This is a genomic window from Kosakonia sp. (assembly GCF_032104925.1).
Taxonomy (GTDB): domain Bacteria; phylum Pseudomonadota; class Gammaproteobacteria; order Enterobacterales; family Enterobacteriaceae; genus Kosakonia.
Genome location: NZ_DAMCGF010000003.1, coordinates 26,729 through 49,971, shown reverse-complemented (window position 1 = coordinate 49,971; position 23,243 = coordinate 26,729). Strand labels below are relative to the sequence as shown.

The following is a 23,243-nucleotide window of genomic DNA, read 5'->3' as shown; positions in this document are numbered from 1 at the left end:
GCTTGTACCAGGCCCCTGCCATTAACAGGGGCCTTTTTTTATCTTACGGTTTACGGGCAATCAACACCGCGCGAACCGGGGCCGGGTAGCCTTCAACGGTTTTACTGTTATCCGCCGGGTTAAGAAAATCGGCCAGTGATTCCGTAACCATCCACGGCGTGCGACGTTGCTCGTCGGTACTGGTAACGCTGGTATCCGCAATGCGTACATCAACAAAACCACACTTCTCCAGCCAGTTTTTCAGCGCCAGCGCGGAAGGGATAAAATAGACGTTTCGCATTTGCGCATAGCGGTCACCGGGCACCAGCACGGTATTTTCATCGCCTTCCACCACCAGTGTTTCCAGTACCAGCTCGCCATCTTTCACCAGTTGATCTTTCAACTGCCATAGATGTTCAAGCGGTGAACGGCGGTGATAGAGCACGCCCATGGAAAACACAGTATCGAAAGCGTTCAGCGCCGGAAGCTGCTCAATGCCAAGCGGCAAAAGATGCGCGCGACGATCGTCGCCCAACAGCTTACGCACGGCTTCAAACTGGCATAAAAACAACTGCGTTGGATCGATACCAACGGCAATCTGCACACCCGCGCCGACCATGCGCCACAGGTGGTAACCGCTGCCGCAGCCGACATCCAGAATGGTGCGGCCTTTCAGGTCAGAAAGGTGCGGCAGGACGCGCTCCCATTTCCAGTCGGAACGCCATTCGGTGTCGATATCAATGCCATACAGTGAAAATGGCCCTTTGCGCCACGGCATCAGATTACGCAGCAGCGTTTCCATACCTTTAAGCTGCCCGGCGCTGAGCGGTTCGGCGCTTTGCGCGCTGACGCTGTGCAGCAGATCCAGCTTTGCGGGGGTGATGGTCGGCAGAAATTCTACCGCGTTGTTCCACTGCTTAAACTGCCCGTGCAATGCTTCACGCTGCCAGGCGGCGATCTGGGCGGGTAACGTTTCCAGCCAGTGCGCGAGCGTACCGGTGGCTATTTGCTGATAAAAACGGCCGAACTCAATCATGCTGCAACCGCCTTCAGAGCCACCAGCGAACCAAAATTAAAACACTGGAACCACAGTTCGCTGTGCTCAAAACCGGCAGTGCGCAGGCGGGTTTTATGCGCTTCAACAGAATCCGTCAGCATGACATTTTCCAGCATGCTGCGCTTCTGGCTGATCTCCAGTTCGCTGTAGCCGTTAGCACGTTTAAAATCGTGGTGCATATTGAACAGCAATTCGCCGACGGTGTGGTCTTCAAAACTGAATTTTTCCGATAACACTAACGCGCCGCCAGGGTTCAGCCCCTGGTAAACTTTCTGCAGCAGTTTCAGGCGGTCGTCCGGCTGCAGAAATTGCAAGGTGAAGTTGAGTACCACCATCGAAGCGTTTTCAATCAGAATATCGCGAATATCGCCTTCAATCACTTCAACGGGCGTAGGCGCTTTATAGGCATCGATATGACGACGGCAGCGCTCCACCATGGCGGGTGAATTGTCGACGGCGATAATTTTGCAATCAGCATGGTGAATGTTGCGACGCACTGAGAGCGTGGCCGCGCCCAGTGAGCAGCCGAGATCGTAAACCTGCGTGGCAGGCTGGACAAAGCGCTCCGCCAGCATGCCGATCATCGAGATAATATTGGAGTAACCCGGTACGGAACGCTGGATCATGTCCGGGAAGACTTCGGCTACCCGTTCGTCAAAAGTCCAGTCGCCCAGGCTGGCGATAGGCGCAGAAAAAAGCGTGTCGCGGTGAGACATAGTGTAAATATCCGGGAAAACAAAGGGGCGTATTGTGCGCTAATGCAGGGAGAAAACCAACTCCCAGGGCATGTACCACAGATTTGCCAGCACCATCAACAGCAGCGAGCAAAAGGTTGCGCCCATGCCGGAACGACGCCAGCGGATCAGGCGGTGGTGAAAGCCGTAATAATGCATCAGGCGACCGGCGATCAGCAGCAGCCCACAAACATGCACTAACCAGGTTTGCGCGCCGTCCATCTCCATAAAAAGAAGCAGGATCAGGGCGACGGGAATGTATTCCACCGCATTGCCATGAATGCGTATCGCACTTTGCAGCTCGCTAAACCCGCCGTCGCCATAGCTAACACGGTATTGCGTGCGCAGGCGAATAACGTCAAAAGAAAATTTTATGAGTAACAATGCACCCAGCACGGCGTAAAGCGCGCTAACCATACTAACTCCCTTTAAGGCTCTGGTGACCGCTAGACAATGATAGGTGGTTCGTTCAGAAAAGAGAAGATTGCAGCGGAAGAGAAGGGGCGTCGCCAACGCTCGGGACGGCGGCCTGCAACCGCTGCCACAGGGTTTCCACCAGTTCCGGCGCTTGCGCGATATCGGGCGTATGCAAAAACAAATAGGGGGTGGTGGTCTGTTCCCACAACGGGAGTTTTTGCAGCCATACGGCAAACAGCTGGCGATTTTGCTCCATATTATCGCTGCCGATAAAACGCACCATCGGATGGCTGGCGGTTATCAGCGCATGCACCGGGACTTTCGGCTTTTTGCGCTGCGCTTCAATGATCGCTTCACTGTGCGGAATAGCGCTGTGCACCGGTCGGCTATCAAGGATCACGCGATTCACCCCGCGCGCATGTAAGCCCTGATTGAGCGCTTTTTCCTCTTCGCCTTTGGCGAAAAAGCCTGGATGACGCACTTCAACGCCATAGGTGAAATCAGCCGGCAACGCGTCCAGAAATGCCCACAACGCGGGGAGATCGCGCGGGCCAAAGGTTGCCGGAAGCTGTAACCAGTACTGGCCTATCCGGTTGGCAAGCGGCGACATTCGTTGAAAAAACTCGTCTGTCAGATCGCGGCAGTTACGCAGCGCCGCCTGGTGCGAAATGGTGGCGGGGAATTTAAAGCAAAAGCGGAAATCATCGGTGGTTTGTTCGCGCCAGCGCGCCACGATCTCAGCTTTTGGCAGCGCGTAAAGCGTGGTGTTGCCTTCGACGCAGTTAAAGTGACGGGCGTACTCTTCGAGGCTGGTGATGCCAAGGCGCACCCATTTGGGGTGCGACCATTGCGGCAGGCCGACATACATCATAACGCGCTGAGGATCTCGTCCGTGCTGCGAACACGGCTAATGCGCGGGAAGATATACTTCAGGCTGCTCTGATGTTGCTCGTTGCTGCCTGCGCTGCAAGCATCTTCAGCAATCACCAGCGAAAAACCTAATTCCCATGCGTTGCGCGCGGTGGATTCCACGCCAATATTGGTGGAAATGCCGCACAGCACAATGGTGTCGATGCCACGGCGGCGCAGTTGCAGCTCAAGATCGGTGCCGTAAAACGCGCCCCACTGGCGTTTGGTCACTTCAATATCGCTCTCTTTTTTACCCAGGGCCTGCGGGTAAACCCACCAGTTTTCCGGTAGAGTATGACCGCCTGTTGGCGCGTCAACCGGCTGTTTCAGCGCTTCGGCGAAATCCGCAGACCAGCCAACGCGCACTAATACGACCGGCGAACCGTTGGCACGGAATTTTTCCGCGAGCGTTGCGGCACGTTGAACCACGTCCTGCGCTGTGTGCGGGCCACCGGCGAAAGGTAAAATACCCTCCTGTAAATCGATCACCACCAGTGCGGTTTTCTCAGCATTGAGTTCCAGCATAATAACTCCTGAAAAATGAATGACGTCGGCGGATACCTTACGCGTTATGCAGGTGCGGACGGTTTACAAATTTTGTTAAATTTTGTGAGAATGCGCAATAAGCGCGCAGCAAACGCGCGTACAGTCGGTCGCGGGCTTATCGTCAGTCAGAATTTCCAGTATAATAGCCCCCTTTTTTCATCCAGTTGTGACATACGAAAATAGCTGCCACCAGAGTGCCTGCCCCGCAGGCGGCGGGTCGCGCGCAGCTAATTAAGGGATATCTCATGCGTACAGTATATTGCGGGCAGCTCAATCAGTCCCATGTGGGACAGCAAGTAACGCTTTGTGGGTGGGTCAATCGTCGTCGTGACCTCGGTAGCCTTATCTTTATTGATATGCGCGATCGCGAAGGCATCGTGCAGGTGTTTTTCGACCCGGACCGTCAGGATGCGTTCCAGCTCGCCTCTGAACTGCGTAATGAGTTCTGCATTCAGGTTACCGGTACCGTGCGTGCGCGCGACGGCAAAAACGTCAACAAAGATATGGCAACCGGTGAAGTGGAAGTGTTCGCCACCGGGCTGAATATTATCAACCGTTCTGACGTGCTGCCGCTGGACTCCAACCACGTTAATACCGAAGAAGCGCGTCTGAAATACCGCTACCTCGATCTGCGCCGCCCGGAAATGGCTCAGCGCCTGAAAACCCGCGCCCGGATCACCAGCTTCGTGCGTCGCTTTATGGATGACCACGGTTTCCTCGATATTGAAACCCCGATGCTGACCAAAGCGACGCCGGAAGGCGCGCGTGACTATCTCGTGCCGTCGCGCGTGCATAAAGGCAAATTCTACGCGCTGCCGCAATCCCCACAGCTGTTTAAACAACTGCTGATGATGTCCGGCTTCGACCGTTACTATCAGATCGTCAAATGTTTCCGTGATGAAGACCTGCGTGCTGACCGCCAGCCGGAATTCACCCAGATCGATGTGGAAACGTCCTTTATGACCGCGCCGCAGGTGCGTGAAGTGATGGAAGCGCTGGTTCGCGAGCTGTGGCAGGAAATTCGTGGTGTGGATCTGGGCGAGTTCCCGATTATGACCTTCGCTGAAGCCGAGCGTCGTTACGGTTCCGATAAACCCGATTTGCGTAACCCGATGGAGCTGGTGGACGTGGCCGACTTGCTGAAAGCGGTCGAGTTTAAAGTCTTCTCCGGCCCGGCAAACGATCCGAAAGGCCGTGTTGCCGCGCTGCGTGTGCCAGGTGGCGCACAACTTAGCCGTAAACAGATTGACGACTACGGCAAGTTTATCGAAATCTACGGGGCGAAAGGCCTTGCTTACATTAAGGTCAACGAAGCGGCAAAAGGACTGGAGGGGATCACCAGCCCGGTCGCGAAGTTCCTGAACGCTGAAATCGTTAGCGCGATCCTTGAGCGCACTGGCGCACAAGATGGCGACATGATTTTCTTCGGCGCGGACCACAAAAAAGTGGTGGCTGATGCGCTGGGCGCGCTGCGTCTGAAGCTGGGTAAAGACCTGAATCTGACCGACGAAACCAAATGGGCGCCGCTGTGGGTGATCGACTTCCCGATGTTTGAAGATGACGGCGAAGGCGGTCTGACCGCGATGCATCACCCGTTCACCTCGCCGAAAGATATGACCGCGGCTGAGCTGAAAGCGGCACCGGAAGAGGCCGTAGCGAATGCTTACGATATGGTTATCAACGGTTATGAAGTGGGTGGCGGTTCGGTGCGTATCCATAACGGCGAAATGCAGCAGACTGTATTCGGCATTCTGGGCATCAATGAGCAGGAACAGCGTGAGAAGTTCGGCTTCCTGCTGGATGCGCTGAAGTATGGTACGCCGCCGCACGCGGGTCTGGCGTTTGGTCTGGATCGTCTGACCATGTTACTGACCGGCACTGATAACATCCGTGACGTGATTGCGTTCCCGAAAACCACGGCGGCGGCCTGTCTGCTGACCGAAGCGCCAAGTTTCGCCAACCCGGCATCGCTGGCTGAGCTGGGTATTTCCGTCGTCAAAAAAGAGACGACGGAGAATAAATAAGATGGCCTTTAAGCACCCTGTTTCTGTGCTGGTGGTGATTTACGCCGAGGACACGAAACGGGTGCTGATGTTGCAGCGACGCGACGATCCTGATTTCTGGCAGTCGGTTACCGGCAGTCTCGAAGCAGGAGAGGTAGCGTCGCAAGCCGCCATGCGTGAAGTAAAGGAAGAGGTCGACATCGATATTGCTTGCGAGCAACTGACCTTAGTCGACTGTCAGCGCACGGTGGAATTTGAAATATTTAGTCATTTACGTCATCGCTATGCGCCGGGCGTTACGCACAATACCGAATCCTGGTTTTGTCTTGCGCTGCCCCATGAACGCCAGATCGTTTTTAGTGAACATCTGGCGTACCGCTGGCTTGATGCCCCGGCAGCGGCGGCATTAACCAAGTCGTGGAGCAACCGGCAGGCGATTGAAGAATTTGTTATTAACGCCGACTAATTTCCCCTGGAATTTCAGTTCTCAGGAAGGTGGCAATCCCCGGCGTCGCCAGGTGTTTACTGTGGTAAGCAACGGGTGCGAACGGGGGCAGCCAACGCGCCAGAGGACTGAAAGCCGCCGGGAAAAGGCTTTATTGGAGAGTTTTTTATGGCAGGTCATAGTAAATGGGCCAACACCAAACACCGCAAAGCGGCACAGGATGCTAAACGCGGTAAGATCTTTACCAAAATCATCCGTGAACTGGTAACGGCTGCGCGTCTGGGCGGCGGTGATATCGGTTCTAACCCGCGCCTGCGTGCGGCGGTTGATAAAGCGCTGTCTAACAACATGACCCGCGACACCTTAAACCGTGCTATCGCGCGTGGTGTGGGTGGTGATGATGACGCGAACATGGAAACCATCATTTATGAAGGTTATGGTCCTGGCGGTACGGCGGTGATGGTGGAGTGTCTGAGTGACAACCGCAACCGTACCGTGGCGGAAGTGCGTCATGCTTTCAGCAAATGCGGTGGTAACCTCGGTACTGACGGTTCTGTCGCCTATCTGTTCAGCAAAAAAGGGGTTATCTCCTTCGACGCAGGCGACGAAGACACCATTATGGAAGCGGCGCTGGAAGCCGGTGCTGAAGACGTAGTGACGTTTGATGATGGCGCAATTGACGTTTATACCGCGTGGGAAGAGATGGGCGCAGTGCGTGACGCACTGGAAGCCGCGGGTCTGAAAGCGGACAATGCTGAAGTCTCCATGATCCCGTCGACCAAAGCCGACATGGATGCGGAAACCGCGCCGAAACTGCTGCGTCTGATCGATATGCTCGAAGATTGCGACGACGTGCAGGAGGTTTACCACAACGGTGAGATCTCTGATGAGGTTGCGGCGACACTCTAATGTCGCTGATTAACTCGCCTGTCACCGGAGACGCATAATGGCGATCATTCTCGGTATCGATCCGGGTTCGCGCGTCACCGGTTACGGCGTGATCCGCCAGACGGGACGACAACTGACCTATCTCGGCAGCGGTTGTATCCGTACCAAAGTGGATGATTTACCGTCGCGTCTGAAGCTGATTTATGCGGGCGTGACGGAGATCATTACCCAGTTCCAACCGGATTTTTTCGCTATTGAACAAGTATTTATGGCGAAAAACGCCGATTCGGCACTCAAGCTGGGGCAGGCGCGCGGTGTGGCGATTGTCGCCGCCGTCAATCAGGACTTGCCGGTGTTTGAATATGCCGCACGGCAGGTAAAGCAGACGGTGGTGGGGATTGGCAGCGCGGAAAAAAGCCAGGTGCAACATATGGTGCGCACGCTGCTGAAACTGCCCGCTAACCCGCAGGCGGATGCGGCAGATGCGCTGGCTATCGCCATCACGCATTGCCATGTCAGCCAGAATGCGTTGCAGGTGAGCAGCACAAGGCTCAATCTGGCTCGCGGACGATTACGCTAAAAAGCGCCGGTTTACCGGCGCTTTTTTTATAACAGCGAACTTATCTTGCGTGCGTCCTCGTCGGTCGACGGGTTATAGACCACCATTGTCAGGTCCGGTTGCCCTTCCACCGAAAAACTCGAATACTCCAGCGATAACCGACCGACCGCACCATGCAGCAGGATTTTGGTGCCTTCTTCCATGACCGCAATATCGTTATTCTGCCAGAGCTCGGCGAACTCAGCAGAAGCTGCACTGAGTTCTTCCACCAGCGGACGAATTTCAACCGACGCACCCGCGCGGGTTGCATCAGCACGAAAAGCGGCCACCAGAAAGCGGGCGAGCGAGTGCCAGTCCACCTGCGCGGCGCGTGCCTGGGGATTAAGAAAAATACGCCGCAGAATGTTACGTTCATGTGCAGGCTGGCTGGCGTAATCGGATAACACCACCGTGGCGGCTTTGTTCCAGGCGAGCACATCCCAAGTTGCATTGCGGATCATCGCCGGGCTCAGGTGCATACAGTCCAGCACCTTTTGCAGCCTTTCTGTCACGGTTCCTCTGGCCGGGTAATGCATGCCCGGAGCACGGCCTAATGCCAGATGAAAAACGTGTTCGCGTTCGCGCTCAGAAAGGCGCAGCGCCTGGCAAATGCGCTCCAGCACTTCCGCCGAAGGCGTTCCCCCGCGACCTTGCTCAAGCCAGGTGTACCAGGTAGCACTAATACAGGCCAGATGCGCCACCTCTTCACGGCGTAGCCCCGGCGTACGCCGCCGTGCGGTATGAAAACCCAGCGCCACAGGGTCAAGCTGCGCCCGGCGCGACTTCAGGTAACTGCCCAGATCTTTAGGCTGAGTAACGCTTTGCATCCTGTTAGTCCTTATACCCCGATAACGTCACTACTTTTCACTACAGAGGATATTTATAAGGATAACGGCGCGAGTCAACATCAGGAGACACACACATGCATGTTTTTCTAACGGGCGCGACCGGTTGGGTCGGCGCAAAAGTGGCGGCAGAGCTGATTGCTGCCGGGCACCAGGTGAGCGGCCTGGCAAGAAATGCGGATAAAGCACAGGCGCTGCTGGCTGCGGGAGGGCAGGTTGTTTCCGGAACGCTGGATGACCATTCTCTCTTGTTTGACGCGGCTTCGCGTGCGGATGCGGTGATCCATACCGCCTTTAATCACGACTTTTCCCGTTTTGCGGAAAATAGCGAACAGGACCGTCGCGCCATTGAAGTGATGGGGGAGGCGCTGATCGGTAGTGACCGTCCGTTGCTGGTGACCTCGGGGCTGGCAAGGTTGGTTCAGGGACGGCCAGCAACTGAAAAGGATCATCCTGTCAGCGCGCCGGACTATCTGCGCCGTTCCGAACAGGCGGCACAGGCTCTGGTCGAAAAAGGTGTACGGGCTGCCAGTGTGCGTCTGGCTCCAACTGTTCATGGTGTAGGCGATCACGGTTTTATCCCGATTTTGATCGCGCTGGCGAAGAAAACCGGTGTATCCGCCTGGCCGGGCGAGGGTAATAATCGTTGGGCGGCGGTGCATCGCCTTGATGCGGCGAAGCTCTACCGGTTGGCGCTGGAAAGTGGCGTCACGGAAACGGTATACCATGCGGTAGCGGAGCAGGGGATCGCGATGCGGGAGATTGCTATCGCCATCGGCAACATGCTGGGCCTGCCCGCTGAATCACGCAGTGCTGACCATTTTGGCTGGTTTGCCACCTTTGCCGCAGCGGATATGTCAGCGTCCAGCGAGCGAACCCGCGAGGTCTTAGGCTGGCACCCTGAGCAACGCGATTTGCTCACCGATCTTGCGGATGCGGCCTATTACGCGAATTCCTGAACCGCGCTCGCGTTTTCCTGTATATTCGGCTGGATATCTATCCAGCCTTTTTTTATCATACGGCATTACACTTTCAGCCGTTAACGCAGGAGCGTCACGTGATAGGCAGACTCAGAGGCATTATTGTAGAAAAACAACCCCCGTTGGTTCTGCTGGAAGTGGGGGGCGTGGGATATGAAGTCCATATGCCGATGACCTGCTTTTATGAGCTCCCGGACGCCGGAAAAGAGGCGGTTGTTTTTACACAGTTTGTGGTTCGTGAAGACGCTCAGCTGTTGTACGGCTTTAATAACAAGCAGGAACGGACGCTGTTTCGTGAGCTCATCAAAACCAATGGCGTTGGGCCGAAGCTGGCGCTGGCGATTTTGTCCGGTATGTCGGCGCAGCAGTTTGTTAACGCCGTTGAACGCGAAGATCCTGCGGCGTTGGTCAAATTGCCGGGAATAGGGAAGAAAACCGCTGAGCGTTTGATTGTCGAGATGAAAGATCGCTTTAAAGGTCTGCATGGCGATCTCTTCACCCCAGCGGCAGATTTGGTGCTGGCCTCTCCGGCGAGCCCGGCGACGGATGATGCGGAACAAGAAGCCGTTGCTGCGCTGGTGGCGTTGGGCTATAAACCTCAGGAAGCCAGCCGGATGGTAAGCAAGATTGCGCGTCCGGACGCCAACAGTGAAACCCTGATCCGCGAAGCACTGCGCGCGGCGTTGTGAGGTAGAGGATGATTGAAGCAGACCGTCTGGTAACGCCCGCCAGCACCAATATAGAGGAAGTTGCAGACCGCGCTATTCGTCCGAAAATGCTCGACGAGTATATCGGTCAGCCGCAGGTGCGCTCGCAAATGGAGATCTTTATCCAGGCGGCAAAGCTGCGCGGCGACGCGCTGGACCATCTGCTTATCTTCGGCCCACCGGGCTTAGGTAAAACGACGCTGGCGAATATCGTGGCAAACGAGATGGGTGTCAATCTGCGCACGACCTCAGGGCCAGTGCTGGAAAAAGCGGGCGATCTTGCCGCGATGCTCACTAACCTCGAGCCGCATGATGTGCTGTTTATCGATGAAATTCACCGCCTCTCGCCGGTTGTTGAAGAGGTGCTTTATCCGGCGATGGAAGATTACCAGCTGGATATCATGATCGGTGAAGGGCCAGCGGCGCGCTCGATAAAAATCGATTTACCGCCGTTTACCTTGATCGGCGCGACGACGCGTGCGGGTTCGCTTACGTCGCCGTTGCGCGATCGTTTCGGTATCGTGCAGCGTCTGGAGTTCTATCAGGTTGCGGATTTACAGCACATTGTCGGGCGCAGCGCGCGCTATATGGGGCTGGCGATGAGCGACGAGGGTGCGCTGGAAGTGGCGCGCCGCTCACGCGGTACGCCGCGTATTGCGAATCGTCTGCTGCGGCGTGTGCGCGATTTCGCCGAAGTGAAACACGATGGTGATATTACCGCTGATATCGCGGCCCAGGCGCTCGACATGCTGAATGTCGATGCCGAAGGTTTCGACTATATGGATCGTAAGCTGCTGTTAGCCGTTATCGATAAGTTCTTCGGTGGCCCGGTCGGGCTGGACAACCTGGCGGCAGCTATTGGCGAAGAGCGCGAAACGATTGAGGATGTGCTGGAGCCGTATCTTATCCAGCAGGGTTTTTTGCAGCGTACGCCGCGTGGTCGGATGGCAACCGTCAGAGCGTGGAACCACTTCGGCATTACGCCACCGCAAATGCCATGACATTAAAGGCCGGAGAGCATTTGCTTCCGGCCTTTCGCTTTAGCTGGCGGGTTTCTTCATCATGCTGAAGATAAACAGCAGCGCCGCGCACAACACCACGGAGGGGCCCGCGGGCGTGTCATAAAAGGCTGAAAATGTCAGCCCGCCGGTGACGGCGATTATCCCGATCCCGACCGCGATGCCCGCCATTTGCTCCGGCGTACGTGCGAAGCGTCGCGATGTCGCGGCAGGGATAATCAACAGGGAGGTGATGATCAGTGCGCCGACGAATTTCATGGCAACGCCAATCGTTAATGCAGTGACCAGCATCAGTAACAGCTTCACACGCTGCAGCTTCACGCCATCGACAAAGGCCAGCTCGGGGCTGATGGTCATCGACAGCAGATTGCGCCATTGCCAGAACAAAATCCCCAGCACCACGACAACACCCAGAGCGATCGCCAGCAGGTCGCCTGGCGTCACTGCCAGCAAATCCCCGAATAGATAGGCCATTAAATCGACACGGATATTTGACATCAGGCTGACAACAACCAGACCCAGCGACAGTGCGCTGTGTGCCATGATCCCCAGCAGGGTATCAATGGCCAGATGAGGCCGTTTTTCCAGCCATACCAGCCCGGCGGCCAGCAGCAGCGTAACCGCGATCACCGCATAAAAGGGATTGACGTCCAGTAACAAACCGAAAGCGACCCCCAAAAGAGAAGCATGCGCGAGCGTATCGCCGAAATAGGACATTCTGCGCCAGACAACAAATGAGCCCAACGGACCTGCCGCGCAGGCGAGCATAACCCCGGCAAGCCAGCCGGGTAGTAATAATTCAATCATGAGTGTCCATTACCCTGGCGCAGCACAATGCGGCCCTGTAAATCGTGGCGGTGGTTGTGATTGTGGCGATAAATTCCCAGCTGTTCCGCGCCACGCTGGCCGAACATGGAGATAAATTCCGGGTGCATCGAAACCACTTCCGGCGTGCCAGAACAGCAAATATGGTGATTCAGGCAGAGCACTTCATCGGTTTTTGCCATAACCAGATGCAGATCGTGAGAAACCATCAATACAGCGCAGTCCAGCTCTTTACGCAACTGGTCGATCAGGTTGTACAGCGCTACCTGGCCATTCACATCAACGCCCTGGGTTGGCTCATCAAGAACCAGTAATTGGGGGCGATTAAGCAGCGCTCGCGCGAGCAATACACGCTGGGTTTCGCCACCAGAAAGTTTTTGCATTGGCGCATCGACCAGGTGTGCGGCCTGAACACGTTTCAGTGCCGGAACAATATCATCTTTACTGGTGCCAGGACGCAGGCGCATAAAGCGGCCAACGGTGAGCGGCAGAGTCGCGTCAAGGTGTAATTTCTGCGGCACGTATCCGATGCGCAGTGTTTTGTCACGCTTGATTAACCCGGAGTCGGGTGCTACCAGCCCAAGCACAACGCGCACCAGCGTTGATTTGCCCGCGCCATTAGGGCCCAGCAGGGTTAAAATTTTACCAGCGCGTAAATTCAGCGAAATATCAGACAGGACGCGACGTTGGCCGAATGCGACGGTGATTTTTTCGAGCGTTACAAGATTCGTCATAGCATTTATGGGGTTGCACAAGTTGTTGAATGTTATAATATCACATTCCACTCATTCATTACGATTAATAGTCGCATTATGTTACATAAAAATACGCTTCTTTGCGCAGCGTTATCCGCTGCGCTTCTCGGTGGAGCAGCACAAACTGCTAACGCCGCCGTTGTAACGTCATTAAAGCCGCTGGGGTTTATCGCGTCAGCAATAGCCGATGGGGTGACACCGACGGAAGTATTACTGCCGGACGGTGCATCAGAGCACGATTATTCCCTGCGTCCTTCGGATGTAAAACGCTTACAGAACGCGGACTTAGTATTTTGGGTCGGGCCTGAAATGGAAGCATTTATGGTGCGTTCCGCGCAGCAAATCCCGGCGAAAAAATTAGTGACGATGGCGGATCTGGAAGGCGTGAAAACGCTACTCATGAAAGGGTCGGATGACGATGAGCACGACCATGATGATGGACATCATCAGGACGAAAAAAGTGATGAACATCACCATCACGGTGAGTACAACATGCATCTGTGGCTTTCCCCGGAGATTGCGCGGCTGTCAGCGGTTGCAATCCACGATAAATTAGTGGAAGTTATGCCGCAAAGTCGAGCCAAGCTGGACGCCAACCTGCAAGCATTTGAGGCATCATTAGCCCAGTCCGATAAGCAGGTCGGTAACGAGCTGGCACCGCTGAAAGGGAAAGGGTATTTCGTTTTTCATGACGCCTATGGCTACTTTGAAAAACACTACGGACTGACTCCTCTGGGTCACTTTACCGTCAACCCCGAAATTCAGCCTGGTGCGCAGCGTTTACATGAAATCAGAACACAGTTGGTTGAGCAAAAAGCAACCTGCGTTTTTGCTGAGCCACAGTTCAGGCCAGCGGTCGTAGAAGCTGTTGCCAGAGGGACATCCGTTCGAATGGGAACGTTGGATCCGCTCGGTATCGGCATCAAGTTAGGCAAAGAGAGCTATCCGCAGTTCCTTGCCCAACTTTCACATCAGTATGCGAGCTGCCTGAAAGGAGAATAACGAGGAAGTGAATACGTGCAACAGATAGCCCGCTCTGTCGCCCTGGCATTTAATAATCTGCCCCGACCCCACCGCGTTATGCTGGGGTCGCTTACAGTTCTCACTCTCACAGTCGCCGTTTGGCGTCCGTACGTTTACCACCCCGAATCCGTTACCCCCATTGTTAAAGCTATCGAGCTGCCGAAGAGCGAAATTCGTTCTTTGTTGCCGGAAGCCAGCGAACCTATCGACCAGACTGCCTCGGATGACGATGTTGACGCTATTCCTCAGGATGAACTCGATGAGAAAACATCCAGTGAAGCTGGCGTACATGAATATGTCGTATCGACGGGCGATACGCTGAGCAGCATTCTTAATCAGTACGGCATCGATATGGGTGATATCAGCCAGCTTGCCGCTGCGGATAAAGAGCTGCGTAACCTGAAAATTGGCCAACAGATCTCCTGGACTCTGACCGCGGATGGCGATTTGCAGCGGTTGACCTGGGAGATGTCCCGCCGCGAGACTCGTACTTATGACCGCATTGATGGCGGCTTCAAAATGAGTAGCGAAACGCAGCAGGGCGATTGGGTAAACTCGGTGATGAAAGGGACTGTCGGTGGGAGTTTTGTTTCCAGCGCGCGCGACGCCGGGTTAACCAGCGGTGAAATCAGCGCGGTGATCAAAGCCATGCAGTGGCAGATGGATTTCCGCAAACTGAAAAAAGGCGATGAATTCTCCGTACTGATGTCCCGCGAAATGCTGGAAGGTAAGCAAGAGCAAAGCCAGTTGCTTGGTGTGCGTTTGCGTTCCGATGGCAAAGATTATTATGCAATCCGCGCAGAAGACGGCAAATTTTACGATCGCAACGGTACAGGCCTGGCAAAAGGATTTTTGCGTTTCCCGACATCCAAGCAGTTCCGCGTATCTTCAAATTTTGACCCTCGTCGTCTGAACCCGGTTACTGGTCGGGTTGCGCCGCATAAAGGCGTTGATTTCGCGTTGCCGCAGGGAACGCCTGTGCTGGCGGTAGGGGATGGAGAAGTCGTCGTGGCGAAACGCAGCGGAGCGGCAGGTAACTATGTCGCTATCCGTCACGGGCGCACCTATACCACGCGATATATGCACCTGCGCAAACTGTTGGTAAAACCAGGGCAGAAAGTGAAACGCGGCGATCGTATTGCGCTCTCCGGGAACACCGGGCGTTCTACCGGGCCGCATTTGCACTATGAAGTGTGGATCAACCAGCAAGCAGTTAATCCGTTAACGGCGAAGCTGCCGAGAACCGAAGGATTAAGCGGGTCGGATCGCAAAGATTATCTGGCACAGGTTAAAGAGATTCTGCCTCAGTTAAAAGTAGACTGATTCGTTTAACAAATGTGCGTCCGAAGCCGATGCCTCAACCGCGTCGGCTTTTTCTTTTGTGCGATGGATGGCGCCTCGCTACACTATCTCATTATTTTATGTGAACTGATTTCTCGTCTGCGGAAGATGCATGGAAACGAAAAAAAATACCGCTGAATACATTCCTGAGTTTGAAAACGAATTTCGCCACCCGCGTAACTGGGGCGCGTGGCTGGGAGTGCTGGCTTTTGCGGGCGTTGCATTGATCCCGCCGTCGGTGCGCGATCCTGTACTCGGCAAACTTGGGCGTCTGGCCGGAAAGTTCGGCAAAAGCGCGCGCCGCCGTGCGCAGATCAATCTCTACTATTGCTTCCCTGAAAAAAGCGATGCGGAAAGAGAGGCCATTATTGATGAGATGTTCGCCACTGCGCCACAAGCCATGGTTCTGATGGCGGAACTGGCGTTACGTGGCCCGGAAAAGGTTCTTCCGCGTGTGGAATGGCAGGGCCGGGAAATTATTGATGAAATGCACCGCAACGAAGAGAAGGTGATTTTCCTTGTTCCGCACGGTTGGGGCGTTGATATCCCGGCGATGTTAATGGCATCGCAAGGCCAAAAAATGGCGGCGATGTTCCACAATCAGGGCAACAAAGTGTTCGATTATGTATGGAACACCGTGCGTCGTCGTTTTGGCGGGCGTTTACATGCGCGTAATGATGGGATCAAACCCTTTATCCAGTCGGTTCGCCAGGGCTACTGGGGGTACTACCTTCCGGACCAGGATCACGGTGCGGAGCACAGCGAATTTGTTGATTTCTTTGCAACTTATAAAGCGACCCTGCCTGCTATTGGCCGTCTGATGAAAGTGTGCCGTGCGCGCGTGGTGCCGCTGTTCCCGGTTTATGATGCGAAAACACACCGGCTCATTATTCAGGTGCGTCCGCCGATGGACGACCTGCTCACCGCCGATGACAACACGATTGCCCGCCGTATGAACGAAGAAGTTGAACAGTTTGTCGGTCCGCGTCCTGAGCAATACACCTGGATCCTCAAATTGCTAAAAACGCGAAAACCAGGTGAAACCGAGCCTTACCAGCGCAAAGATTTATTTCCGAAAAAATAGCCCATAAAAAAGGCCTCTCATAGAGAGGCCTTTTTGCTTTCTGTTACCGCTTATTCAACGGTGAGAATGCGCGTGGTGTTCGTCGTGCCGATGGTGCTCATCACATCGCCCTGAGTCACGATAACCAGGTCACCGGAGAGCAAATAGCCTTTATCGCGCAGCAGGTTTACTGCGTCGTGAGCTGCCGTCACGCCATCATTTACACTGTCGAAATAGACCGGGGTGACGCCGCGATACAGAGCTGTCAGATTTAGGGTACGTTCATGACGAGAGAGAGCGAAAATCGGCAGCCCGGAACTGATGCGCGAGGTCATCAGCGCGGTGCGACCCGATTCTGTCATCGAAATGATAGCGGTTACACCTTTCAGGTGGTTTGCCGCATACATCGCCGACATGGCAATCGCTTCTTCCACGTTATCGAATTGGATATCCAGGCGGTGTTTGGAGACGTTGATGCTTGGAATCTTCTCAGCACCCAGACATACACGCGCCATTGCAGCAACGGTTTCGGACGGATACTGGCCAGCGGCCGTTTCGGCAGAGAGCATGACCGCATCGGTGCCATCGAGCACGGCGTTGGCTACGTCCATCACTTCCGCACGCGTTGGCATTGGGTTGGTGATCATCGACTCCATCATCTGCGTCGCAGTGATTACTGCCCGGTTCAGCTGGCGCGCACGGCGGATCAGCGCTTTCTGGATACCAACCAGCTCCGGGTCACCGATTTCAACACCGAGATCGCCGCGTGCGACCATTACCACGTCGGAGGCGAGGATCACATCATCCATCGCATCCTGATTGCATACCGCTTCTGCACGCTCAACTTTTGCCACGATTTTGGCATCGCAACCGGCATCGCGCGCCAGACGGCGAGCGTAGTTAAGATCTTCGCCGCAGCGCGGGAAGGAGACGGCCAGATAGTCAACGCCGATCAATGCTGCTGTTACGATGTCCGCTTTGTCTTTTTCAGTCAGCGCTTCAGCAGAGAGGCCGCCGCCCAGCTTGTTGATGCCTTTATTGTTCGACAGCGGGCCGCCGACGGTCACTTCCGTAAACACTTTCATGCCCTGAACTTCCAGCACTTTTAGCTGTACGCGACCGTCGTCCAGCAGCAGGATATCACCCGGAACCACATCGGCAGGCAAACCTTTATAATCGATGCCCACTTTTTCTTTGTCACCTTCACCTTTACCGAGGTTGGCGTCGAGCAGGAATTTATCCCCGATGTTCAGGAAAACTTTGCCTTCCTTGAAGGTGGAAACACGAATTTTTGGCCCCTGTAAATCGCCAAGGATAGCAACATGACGTCCCAGTTTTGCCGCAATCTCACGCACTTTATCCGCACGTAATTTATGATCTTCAGGTGTTCCGTGTGAGAAGTTCATACGTACCACGTTAGCACCGGCAGCGATCACCTTCTCAAGGTTGTTATCGCGGTCAGTAGCCGGGCCTAAGGTGGTTACGATTTTGGTTCTGCGAAGCCTTCTGGACATGTAATACTCCGTTGACTGAAACAACTTGGTGTTGCGTGAACATAAATCCGGTCATTTGGCGCCCTGCTGTGAAGGGCGATGCGTCAGATCGGACAGCGTAAGAGGTTACCGCTTTTATATTTACTATTAGTGGTTATCGCTTTTAATAAGCAGCTCTTTATCAAAGCGCGATTCTTTCAGTGCTTCTTTGACTCGCTTCAAGTTATCCCTGAATTTTGCTCCCCGACGCAATGTGAACCCTGTTGCCAGCACATCAATCACCGTGAGTTGCGCAAGACGAGAAACCATTGGCATATAAATATCTGTATCTTCCGGAACATCCAGGGTGATAGCAAGTGTTGCCTCACGCGCCAGCGGCGTGCCTGCGGACGTGAGGGCTATCACCATGGCATCGTTTTCACGCGCCAGTTGCGCAAGTTCCACTAAATTCTTGGTTCTTCCGGTATGCGAAATCAACACAACCACGTCATCGTCGCTACAATTCATACAACTCATGCGTTGCAAGACAATGTCGTCGGAGTAGACCACCGGCACATTGAAGCGGAAAAATTTGTTCATGGCATCGTGTGCAACGGCGGCAGAGGAACCAAGGCCAAAGAAGGCAATTTTTTTCGCCTGCGTCAGTAAATCTACGGCGCGGTTTACCGCGGCCATATCCAGTGACTGGCGCACATGGTCGAGACTGGCCATCGCGGATTCGAAGATTTTGCCGGTATAGGCTTCAACACTGTCATCTTCATCAACATTTCGATTAACATAGGGCGTGCCATTGGCGAGGCTTTGCGCCAGATGCAGTTTGAAATCGGGAAAGCCCCGGGTATCGAGGCTGCGGCAGAAGCGGTTCACTGTGGGTTCGCTGACATCCGCTTCTTGCGCAAGTGCGGCAATGCTTGAGTGGATGGCCTGGTCCGGCGCGGCGAGGATCACTTCCGCCACTTTACGCTCGGATTTGCTAAGGTGTTCCAGCCGTGACTGGATTTTTTCCAGCATATTCATGGGTGATAAACGCTCATGGTAAAACGATTACACCGATAGATGGAATCGTGATGCAATTTAATTAGATATTACCCCTGCGGCGCGCAGAAAGGTAAGTCGTGATGAGAAATGTTGTTGTTTTTTTTCATTACATGATCAGAGTCGGATTTTACCCAACGCGTATTGGGCAAATATCCCGCTTTATCAGGGCGAAAGAACAGTTTTTTCGTCACAACAGAATAACGCACGTCCTGACAAGGCTTAACAGTTTCGGGAATTACGTAAAAGCAGTACAGTGCACTGTAATAAAATTACAACTGAGGCCTGGCTGAAGCTCCAGGATAGCCAACTGAGGAGAAAGACATGGCGGTAATACAAACAGCCCAGGCGTGTGACCTGGTCATTTTCGGCGCCAAGGGCGACCTCGCCCGCCGGAAATTGCTGCCTTCCCTGTACCAACTGGAAAAAGCGGGCCAGATTCACCCGGAGACACGAATCCTGGGCGTGGGCCGCGCTGATTGGGATAAGGAAGCGTATACCAAGGTTGTTCGCGAAGCGCTTGAAACCTTCATGAAGGAGAAGATCGACGAGAGCCTGTGGGACAAGCTGAGTGGTCGTCTGGATTTTTGCAATCTGGACGTCAACGATACGTCGGCATTCAAACGTCTCGGCGAGATGCTGGATCAAAAAAATCGCACCACCATCAATTACTTCGCCATGCCGCCGAGCACCTTTGGCGCAATCTGCAAAGGCCTGGGTGAAGCGAAGCTGAACGCTAAACCGGCGCGCGTGGTAATGGAAAAACCGCTGGGCACCTCGCTTGCCACGTCGCGGGAAATCAATGACCAGGTGGGTGAGTTTTTCGAAGAGTGCCAGGTGTATCGTATCGACCACTACCTCGGTAAAGAGACGGTACTCAACCTGCTAGCGCTGCGTTTTGCGAACTCTCTTTTCGTCAATAACTGGGACAATCGCACCATCGACCACGTGGAAATCACCGTGGCGGAAGAGGTAGGCATTGAAGGGCGCTGGGGCTATTTCGACCAGGCCGGGCAGATGCGCGATATGATCCAGAACCACCTGCTGCAAATTCTGTGCATGATAGCCATGTCGCCGCCGTCCGATCTGAGCGCTGACAGCATTCGTGACGAGAAAGTAAAAGTACTGAAGTCGCTGCGCCGTATTGATCGCACCAACGTGCGTGAAAAAACCGTCCGCGGCCAGTACAGCGCCGGTTTTGCCCAGGGCAAAAAAGTGCCGGGTTACCTGGAAGAAGAGGGCGCGAATAAGACCAGCAACACCGAAACGTTCGTTGCGATCCGTGTCGACATTGATAACTGGCGTTGGGCTGGCGTGCCGTTCTACCTGCGCACCGGTAAGCGTCTGCCGACCAAGTGCTCTGAAGTGGTTGTTTACTTTAAAACACCGGAACTGAATCTGTTCAAAGAGTCCTGGCAGGATCTGCCGCAGAACAAATTGACCATTCGCCTGCAGCCGGACGAAGGGGTGGATATCCAGGTGCTGAACAAAGTGCCGGGTCTCGATCACAAACACAATCTGCAAATCACCAAGCTCGATCTGAGTTATTCCGAAACGTTCAATCAGACGCATCTGGCCGATGCCTATGAGCGTCTGTTGCTGGAAACGATGCGCGGCATTCAGGCGCTGTTTGTGCGCCGGGACGAAGTGGAAGAAGCCTGGAAATGGGTGGATTCCATTACGGAAGCCTGGGCGGCGGATAACGACTCGCCGAAACCTTACCAGGCGGGAACCTGGGGGCCTGTGGCCTCGGTAGCGATGATCACCCGTGACGGCCGTTCCTGGAACGAGTTTGAGTGATTCGCTGCAGGTTAATGTTGCGCAATTTTACCGGTAACATGATCTAACTCAGCTATCCGAACAATTTTTCATCTTTCAGGCCCCGACTGGATTCACCAGCGGGGCTTTTTTTATTACACTGGCTGAAGCGATTTTGCCTTTGGGGCGCGGCGCTCTGGTGTTTTCAGCTTGTTACGTAAAGCTCATCGCACTGTTAACGCGGCTTCCCCGGACAGATAAATTTCAGGAGCCTCTATGAACCCGACAATGTTACGCGTAACAAATCGTATTATCGAACGTTCGCGCGAAACCCGCTCAGCCTATCTGGCGCGTATTGAACAAGCGAAAAGCGATACCGTACGCCGCTCAACACTCGCTTGCGGTAACCTGGCGCACGGTTTTGCTGCTTGCCAGCCCGACGATAAAGCCTCCCTCAAAAGCATGTTGCGCAACAACATCGCGATCATCACCTCTTATAACGACATGCTCTCTGCGCACCAGCCTTACGAGGTCTATCCGGATATCATCCGTAAAGCGCTGCATACCGTGAATGCAGTGGGGCAGGTGGCTGGTGGTGTTCCGGCCATGTGCGATGGCGTAACGCAAGGTCAGGACGGGATGGAGTTATCCTTACTGAGCCGCGAAGTGATTGCCATGTCTGCTGCGGTCGGCCTGTCGCATAACATGTTCGATGGCGCGCTGTATCTGGGCGTGTGCGATAAAATCGTCCCGGGGCTGGCAATGGCAGCATTGTCGTTTGGCCACCTGCCGGCTGTGTTTGTACCATCAGGCCCGATGGCGAGCGGTCTGGCCAACAAAGAGAAAGTGCGTATCCGCCAGCTTTATGCTGAGGGCAAAGTCGATCGGATGGCACTGCTGGAATCTGAAGCCGCGTCCTATCACGCACCAGGCACCTGTACGTTCTACGGTACCGCCAACACCAACCAGATGGTGATTGAGTTTATGGGCATGCAATTGCCGGGTTCCTCGTTTGTACACCCGGATGCGCCGCTGCGCAAAGCGTTGACAGAAGCGGCGGCTCGCCAGGTCACTCGTCTGACGGGCAACGGCAACGAATGGATGCCACTTGGCAAAATGATCGATGAAAAAGTGGTGGTTAACGGTATCGTTTCGCTGCTGGCGACCGGCGGTTCCACAAACCACACCATGCATCTGGTGGCGATGGCGCGTGCAGCGGGCATTATCATTAACTGGGATGATTTCTCCGATCTCTCTGATGTTGTTCCTTTACTGGCGCGTCTCTACCCGAATGGCCCGGCGGATATTAACCACTTCCAGGCGGCGGGCGGTGTGCCGGTATTACTGCGTGAGCTGCTGAAAGGCGGTTTGCTGCATGAAGATGTTAATACTGTCGCAGGCTTTGGTCTGGCGCGTTATACCCACGAGCCGTGGCTCAATAATGGCGAACTGGACTGGCGTGAAGGCGCGGCCGCGTCGCTGGATGACAACGTGATCGCCAGCATTGATAAACCGTTCTCTCAACATGGCGGCACCAAAGTGCTGAGCGGCAACCTCGGGCGTGCGGTAATGAAAACCTCCGCCGTTCCGGTAGAAAACCAGGTCATTGAAGCGCCGGCAGTGGTTTTTGAAAGCCAGCATGACGTGCTGCCCGCATTTGAGGCTGGGCTGCTGGATCGCGATTGTGTGGTCGTTGTTCGTCATCAGGGGCCAAAAGCGAACGGTATGCCAGAATTACATAAACTCATGCCGCCACTTGGTGTATTATTGGACCGCCGTTTCAAAATTGCATTAGTTACTGATGGACGGCTGTCAGGGGCATCAGGTAAAGTGCCTTCGGCAATCCATGTTACACCAGAAGCATATGATGGCGGGTTGCTGGCAAAAGTGCATGATGGCGACATGATTCGGGTTAACGGGCAGACTGGAGAATTAACGCTGCTGGTTGATGACAACGTTCTTGCCGCACGTCAGCCACATATTCCTGACCTTAGCGCGATGCGCATGGGCACAGGGCGCGAAATGTTTGGTGCGCTGCGGGAAAAACTTTCCGGTGCGGAACAGGGCGCGACCTGTATCACTTTTTAAGACGACAAGATTTTAGTTCTGGCGAGAGAAAAACACTGATGAAAAACTGGAAAACGAGTGCAGAAGCAATCCTGAAAACGGGTCCGGTAGTGCCGGTAATCGTAGTGAACAAACTGGAGCACGCCGTACCGATGGCGAAAGCGCTGGTGGCAGGTGGTGTTCGCGTTCTGGAAGTGACTCTGCGTACGGCTTGCGCTATCGACGCTATTCGCGCTATCGCGAAGGAAGTGCCGGACGCGATTATCGGCGCTGGTACCGTACTGAATCCGCAGCAACTGGCAGAAGTGACCGCCGCTGGCGCACAGTTCGCCATCAGCCCTGGCCTGACTGAGCCGCTGATGAAAGCCGCGACCGAAGGCACTATCCCGTTGATCCCGGGCATCAGCACCGTTTCTGAATTGATGCTGGGTATGGACTACGGTCTGAAAGAGTTTAAATTCTTCCCTGCGGAAGCTAATGGCGGCACCAAAGCGCTGCAGGCGATTGCGGGTCCGTTCTCGCAGGTTCGTTTCTGCCCGACTGGCGGCATTTCTCCGGCTAACTACCGTGATTATCTGGCGCTGAAAAGCGTGCTGTGCATCGGTGGTTCCTGGCTGGTGCCTGCTGATGCGCTGGAAGCAGGTGATTACGATCGCATCACTAAACTGGCTCGCGAAGCCGTTGAAGGCGCGAAGCTGTAATTTTCAGCGGGGTTAAAGCCCGCCTGATAAAAGCCCGGTCGCATAAATGCCGACC

At 54.6% G+C, this 23,243-nt stretch carries 23 protein-coding genes; 13 read left to right on the top strand and 10 right to left on the bottom strand.

Translation table 11 applies throughout. The annotated features are described in order from the left end of the window. Positions 1–43 precede the first annotated feature (43 nt). Genes cmoB through RT644_RS06350 form a run of 5 tightly spaced genes read right to left on the bottom strand, consistent with a single transcriptional unit; the run spans position 44 to position 3,621 of the window. Positions 44–1,015: a tRNA 5-methoxyuridine(34)/uridine 5-oxyacetic acid(34) synthase CmoB gene (cmoB, locus tag RT644_RS06370; RefSeq protein WP_313626181.1), complete on the bottom strand. Its 972-nt coding sequence runs from the start codon at positions 1,013–1,015 to the stop codon at positions 44–46. Then, positions 1,012–1,752, bottom strand: a complete 741-nt coding sequence (gene cmoA, locus RT644_RS06365) for a carboxy-S-adenosyl-L-methionine synthase CmoA (RefSeq protein WP_313626180.1) — start codon at positions 1,750–1,752, stop codon at positions 1,012–1,014. The genes cmoB and cmoA overlap by 4 nt, the downstream gene beginning before the upstream one ends. A gap of 39 nt (positions 1,753–1,791) precedes the next feature. After that, positions 1,792–2,187, bottom strand: coding sequence for an MAPEG family protein (locus tag RT644_RS06360; protein ID WP_017456923.1), 396 nt, complete (start codon positions 2,185–2,187; stop codon positions 1,792–1,794). A gap of 52 nt (positions 2,188–2,239) precedes the next feature. Beyond that, positions 2,240–3,058, bottom strand: coding sequence for a DUF72 domain-containing protein (locus RT644_RS06355; RefSeq protein ID WP_313626179.1), 819 nt, complete (start codon positions 3,056–3,058; stop codon positions 2,240–2,242). Further along, positions 3,055–3,621: a hydrolase gene (locus RT644_RS06350; RefSeq protein WP_313626178.1), complete on the bottom strand. Its 567-nt coding sequence runs from the start codon at positions 3,619–3,621 to the stop codon at positions 3,055–3,057. The genes RT644_RS06355 and RT644_RS06350 overlap by 4 nt, the downstream gene beginning before the upstream one ends. 266 nt (positions 3,622–3,887) lie before the next feature. Here RT644_RS06350 and aspS point away from each other — a divergent pair, with 266 nt between their 5' ends. From aspS to ruvC, 4 genes are all read left to right on the top strand, one after another. Beyond that, complete coding sequence (aspS, locus tag RT644_RS06345; protein WP_313626177.1) at positions 3,888–5,666, top strand: aspartate--tRNA ligase; 1,779 nt, start codon at positions 3,888–3,890, stop codon at positions 5,664–5,666. 1 nt (position 5,667) lies between these two features. Further along, a complete protein-coding gene (nudB, locus tag RT644_RS06340) occupies positions 5,668–6,111 on the top strand; it encodes a dihydroneopterin triphosphate diphosphatase (RefSeq protein ID WP_020454127.1) in 444 nt (147 codons plus the stop codon). Between the two features lie 147 nt (positions 6,112–6,258). Continuing rightward, complete coding sequence (locus RT644_RS06335; RefSeq protein ID WP_045511314.1) at positions 6,259–6,999, top strand: YebC/PmpR family DNA-binding transcriptional regulator; 741 nt, start codon at positions 6,259–6,261, stop codon at positions 6,997–6,999. 37 nt (positions 7,000–7,036) lie between these two features. After that, positions 7,037–7,558 carry a crossover junction endodeoxyribonuclease RuvC gene (ruvC, locus tag RT644_RS06330; protein WP_020454125.1) on the top strand — a complete coding sequence of 174 codons (522 nt, stop codon included), beginning with the start codon at positions 7,037–7,039 and terminating at the stop codon, positions 7,556–7,558. A 26-nt stretch (positions 7,559–7,584) separates the two neighbouring features. On the opposite strand, the gene RT644_RS06325 is transcribed toward ruvC, so the two are convergent. Further along, positions 7,585–8,403, bottom strand: coding sequence for a helix-turn-helix transcriptional regulator (locus tag RT644_RS06325; protein WP_045511317.1), 819 nt, complete (start codon positions 8,401–8,403; stop codon positions 7,585–7,587). A 95-nt stretch (positions 8,404–8,498) separates the two neighbouring features. Here RT644_RS06325 and RT644_RS06320 point away from each other — a divergent pair, with 95 nt between their 5' ends. The 3 genes from RT644_RS06320 to ruvB all read left to right on the top strand — a co-directional run bounded on the left by RT644_RS06320 (position 8,499) and on the right by ruvB (position 11,109). Further along, positions 8,499–9,380 (top strand): SDR family oxidoreductase, encoded by an 882-nt coding sequence (locus tag RT644_RS06320; RefSeq protein WP_313626176.1) that lies wholly within the window; start codon positions 8,499–8,501, stop codon positions 9,378–9,380. 98 nt (positions 9,381–9,478) lie between these two features. After that, on the top strand, positions 9,479–10,090 hold the full coding sequence (gene ruvA, locus RT644_RS06315; RefSeq protein WP_020454122.1) for a Holliday junction branch migration protein RuvA: 612 nt from the start codon (positions 9,479–9,481) through the stop codon (positions 10,088–10,090). 8 nt (positions 10,091–10,098) lie between these two features. Beyond that, positions 10,099–11,109 (top strand): Holliday junction branch migration DNA helicase RuvB, encoded by a 1,011-nt coding sequence (gene ruvB / locus RT644_RS06310; RefSeq protein WP_045511323.1) that lies wholly within the window; start codon positions 10,099–10,101, stop codon positions 11,107–11,109. A gap of 39 nt (positions 11,110–11,148) precedes the next feature. On the opposite strand, the gene znuB is transcribed toward ruvB, so the two are convergent. Both znuB and znuC read right to left on the bottom strand, forming a co-directional pair. Continuing rightward, positions 11,149–11,934 (bottom strand): zinc ABC transporter permease subunit ZnuB, encoded by a 786-nt coding sequence (gene znuB, locus RT644_RS06305; RefSeq protein ID WP_313626175.1) that lies wholly within the window; start codon positions 11,932–11,934, stop codon positions 11,149–11,151. Then, the gene (gene znuC / locus RT644_RS06300; RefSeq protein WP_313626174.1) at positions 11,931–12,686 is read right to left on the bottom strand and encodes a zinc ABC transporter ATP-binding protein ZnuC; all 756 of its coding nucleotides are present in this window, start codon (positions 12,684–12,686) and stop codon (positions 11,931–11,933) included. The genes znuB and znuC overlap by 4 nt, the downstream gene beginning before the upstream one ends. 78 nt (positions 12,687–12,764) lie before the next feature. Here znuC and znuA point away from each other — a divergent pair, with 78 nt between their 5' ends. From znuA to lpxM, 3 genes are all read left to right on the top strand, one after another. Continuing rightward, positions 12,765–13,709, top strand: coding sequence for a zinc ABC transporter substrate-binding protein ZnuA (znuA, locus tag RT644_RS06295; RefSeq protein ID WP_313626421.1), 945 nt, complete (start codon positions 12,765–12,767; stop codon positions 13,707–13,709). A gap of 15 nt (positions 13,710–13,724) precedes the next feature. Beyond that, positions 13,725–15,053: a murein DD-endopeptidase MepM gene (mepM, locus tag RT644_RS06290; protein WP_044489393.1), complete on the top strand. Its 1,329-nt coding sequence runs from the start codon at positions 13,725–13,727 to the stop codon at positions 15,051–15,053. A 130-nt stretch (positions 15,054–15,183) separates the two neighbouring features. Further along, positions 15,184–16,155 (top strand): lauroyl-Kdo(2)-lipid IV(A) myristoyltransferase, encoded by a 972-nt coding sequence (gene lpxM, locus RT644_RS06285; RefSeq protein WP_045511332.1) that lies wholly within the window; start codon positions 15,184–15,186, stop codon positions 16,153–16,155. Between the two features lie 50 nt (positions 16,156–16,205). Here the strand turns inward: lpxM and pyk are convergent, their stop codons facing one another. Next, positions 16,206–17,648, bottom strand: a complete 1,443-nt coding sequence (gene pyk, locus RT644_RS06280; protein ID WP_017456939.1) for a pyruvate kinase — start codon at positions 17,646–17,648, stop codon at positions 16,206–16,208. Positions 17,649–17,774: 126 nt separating this feature from the next. After that, the gene (locus RT644_RS06275) at positions 17,775–18,644 is read right to left on the bottom strand and encodes a MurR/RpiR family transcriptional regulator (RefSeq protein WP_017456940.1); all 870 of its coding nucleotides are present in this window, start codon (positions 18,642–18,644) and stop codon (positions 17,775–17,777) included. A 342-nt stretch (positions 18,645–18,986) separates the two neighbouring features. Between RT644_RS06275 and zwf the strand changes: the two genes are divergently transcribed. From zwf to kdgA, 3 genes are all read left to right on the top strand, one after another. Beyond that, positions 18,987–20,462 carry a glucose-6-phosphate dehydrogenase gene (zwf, locus tag RT644_RS06270; protein WP_020454115.1) on the top strand — a complete coding sequence of 492 codons (1,476 nt, stop codon included), beginning with the start codon at positions 18,987–18,989 and terminating at the stop codon, positions 20,460–20,462. Between the two features lie 234 nt (positions 20,463–20,696). After that, on the top strand, positions 20,697–22,508 hold the full coding sequence (gene edd, locus RT644_RS06265; protein WP_313626173.1) for a phosphogluconate dehydratase: 1,812 nt from the start codon (positions 20,697–20,699) through the stop codon (positions 22,506–22,508). A 38-nt stretch (positions 22,509–22,546) separates the two neighbouring features. Continuing rightward, positions 22,547–23,188: a bifunctional 4-hydroxy-2-oxoglutarate aldolase/2-dehydro-3-deoxy-phosphogluconate aldolase gene (gene kdgA / locus RT644_RS06260; RefSeq protein WP_313626172.1), complete on the top strand. Its 642-nt coding sequence runs from the start codon at positions 22,547–22,549 to the stop codon at positions 23,186–23,188. The last annotated feature ends 55 nt before the right edge of the window (positions 23,189–23,243 follow it).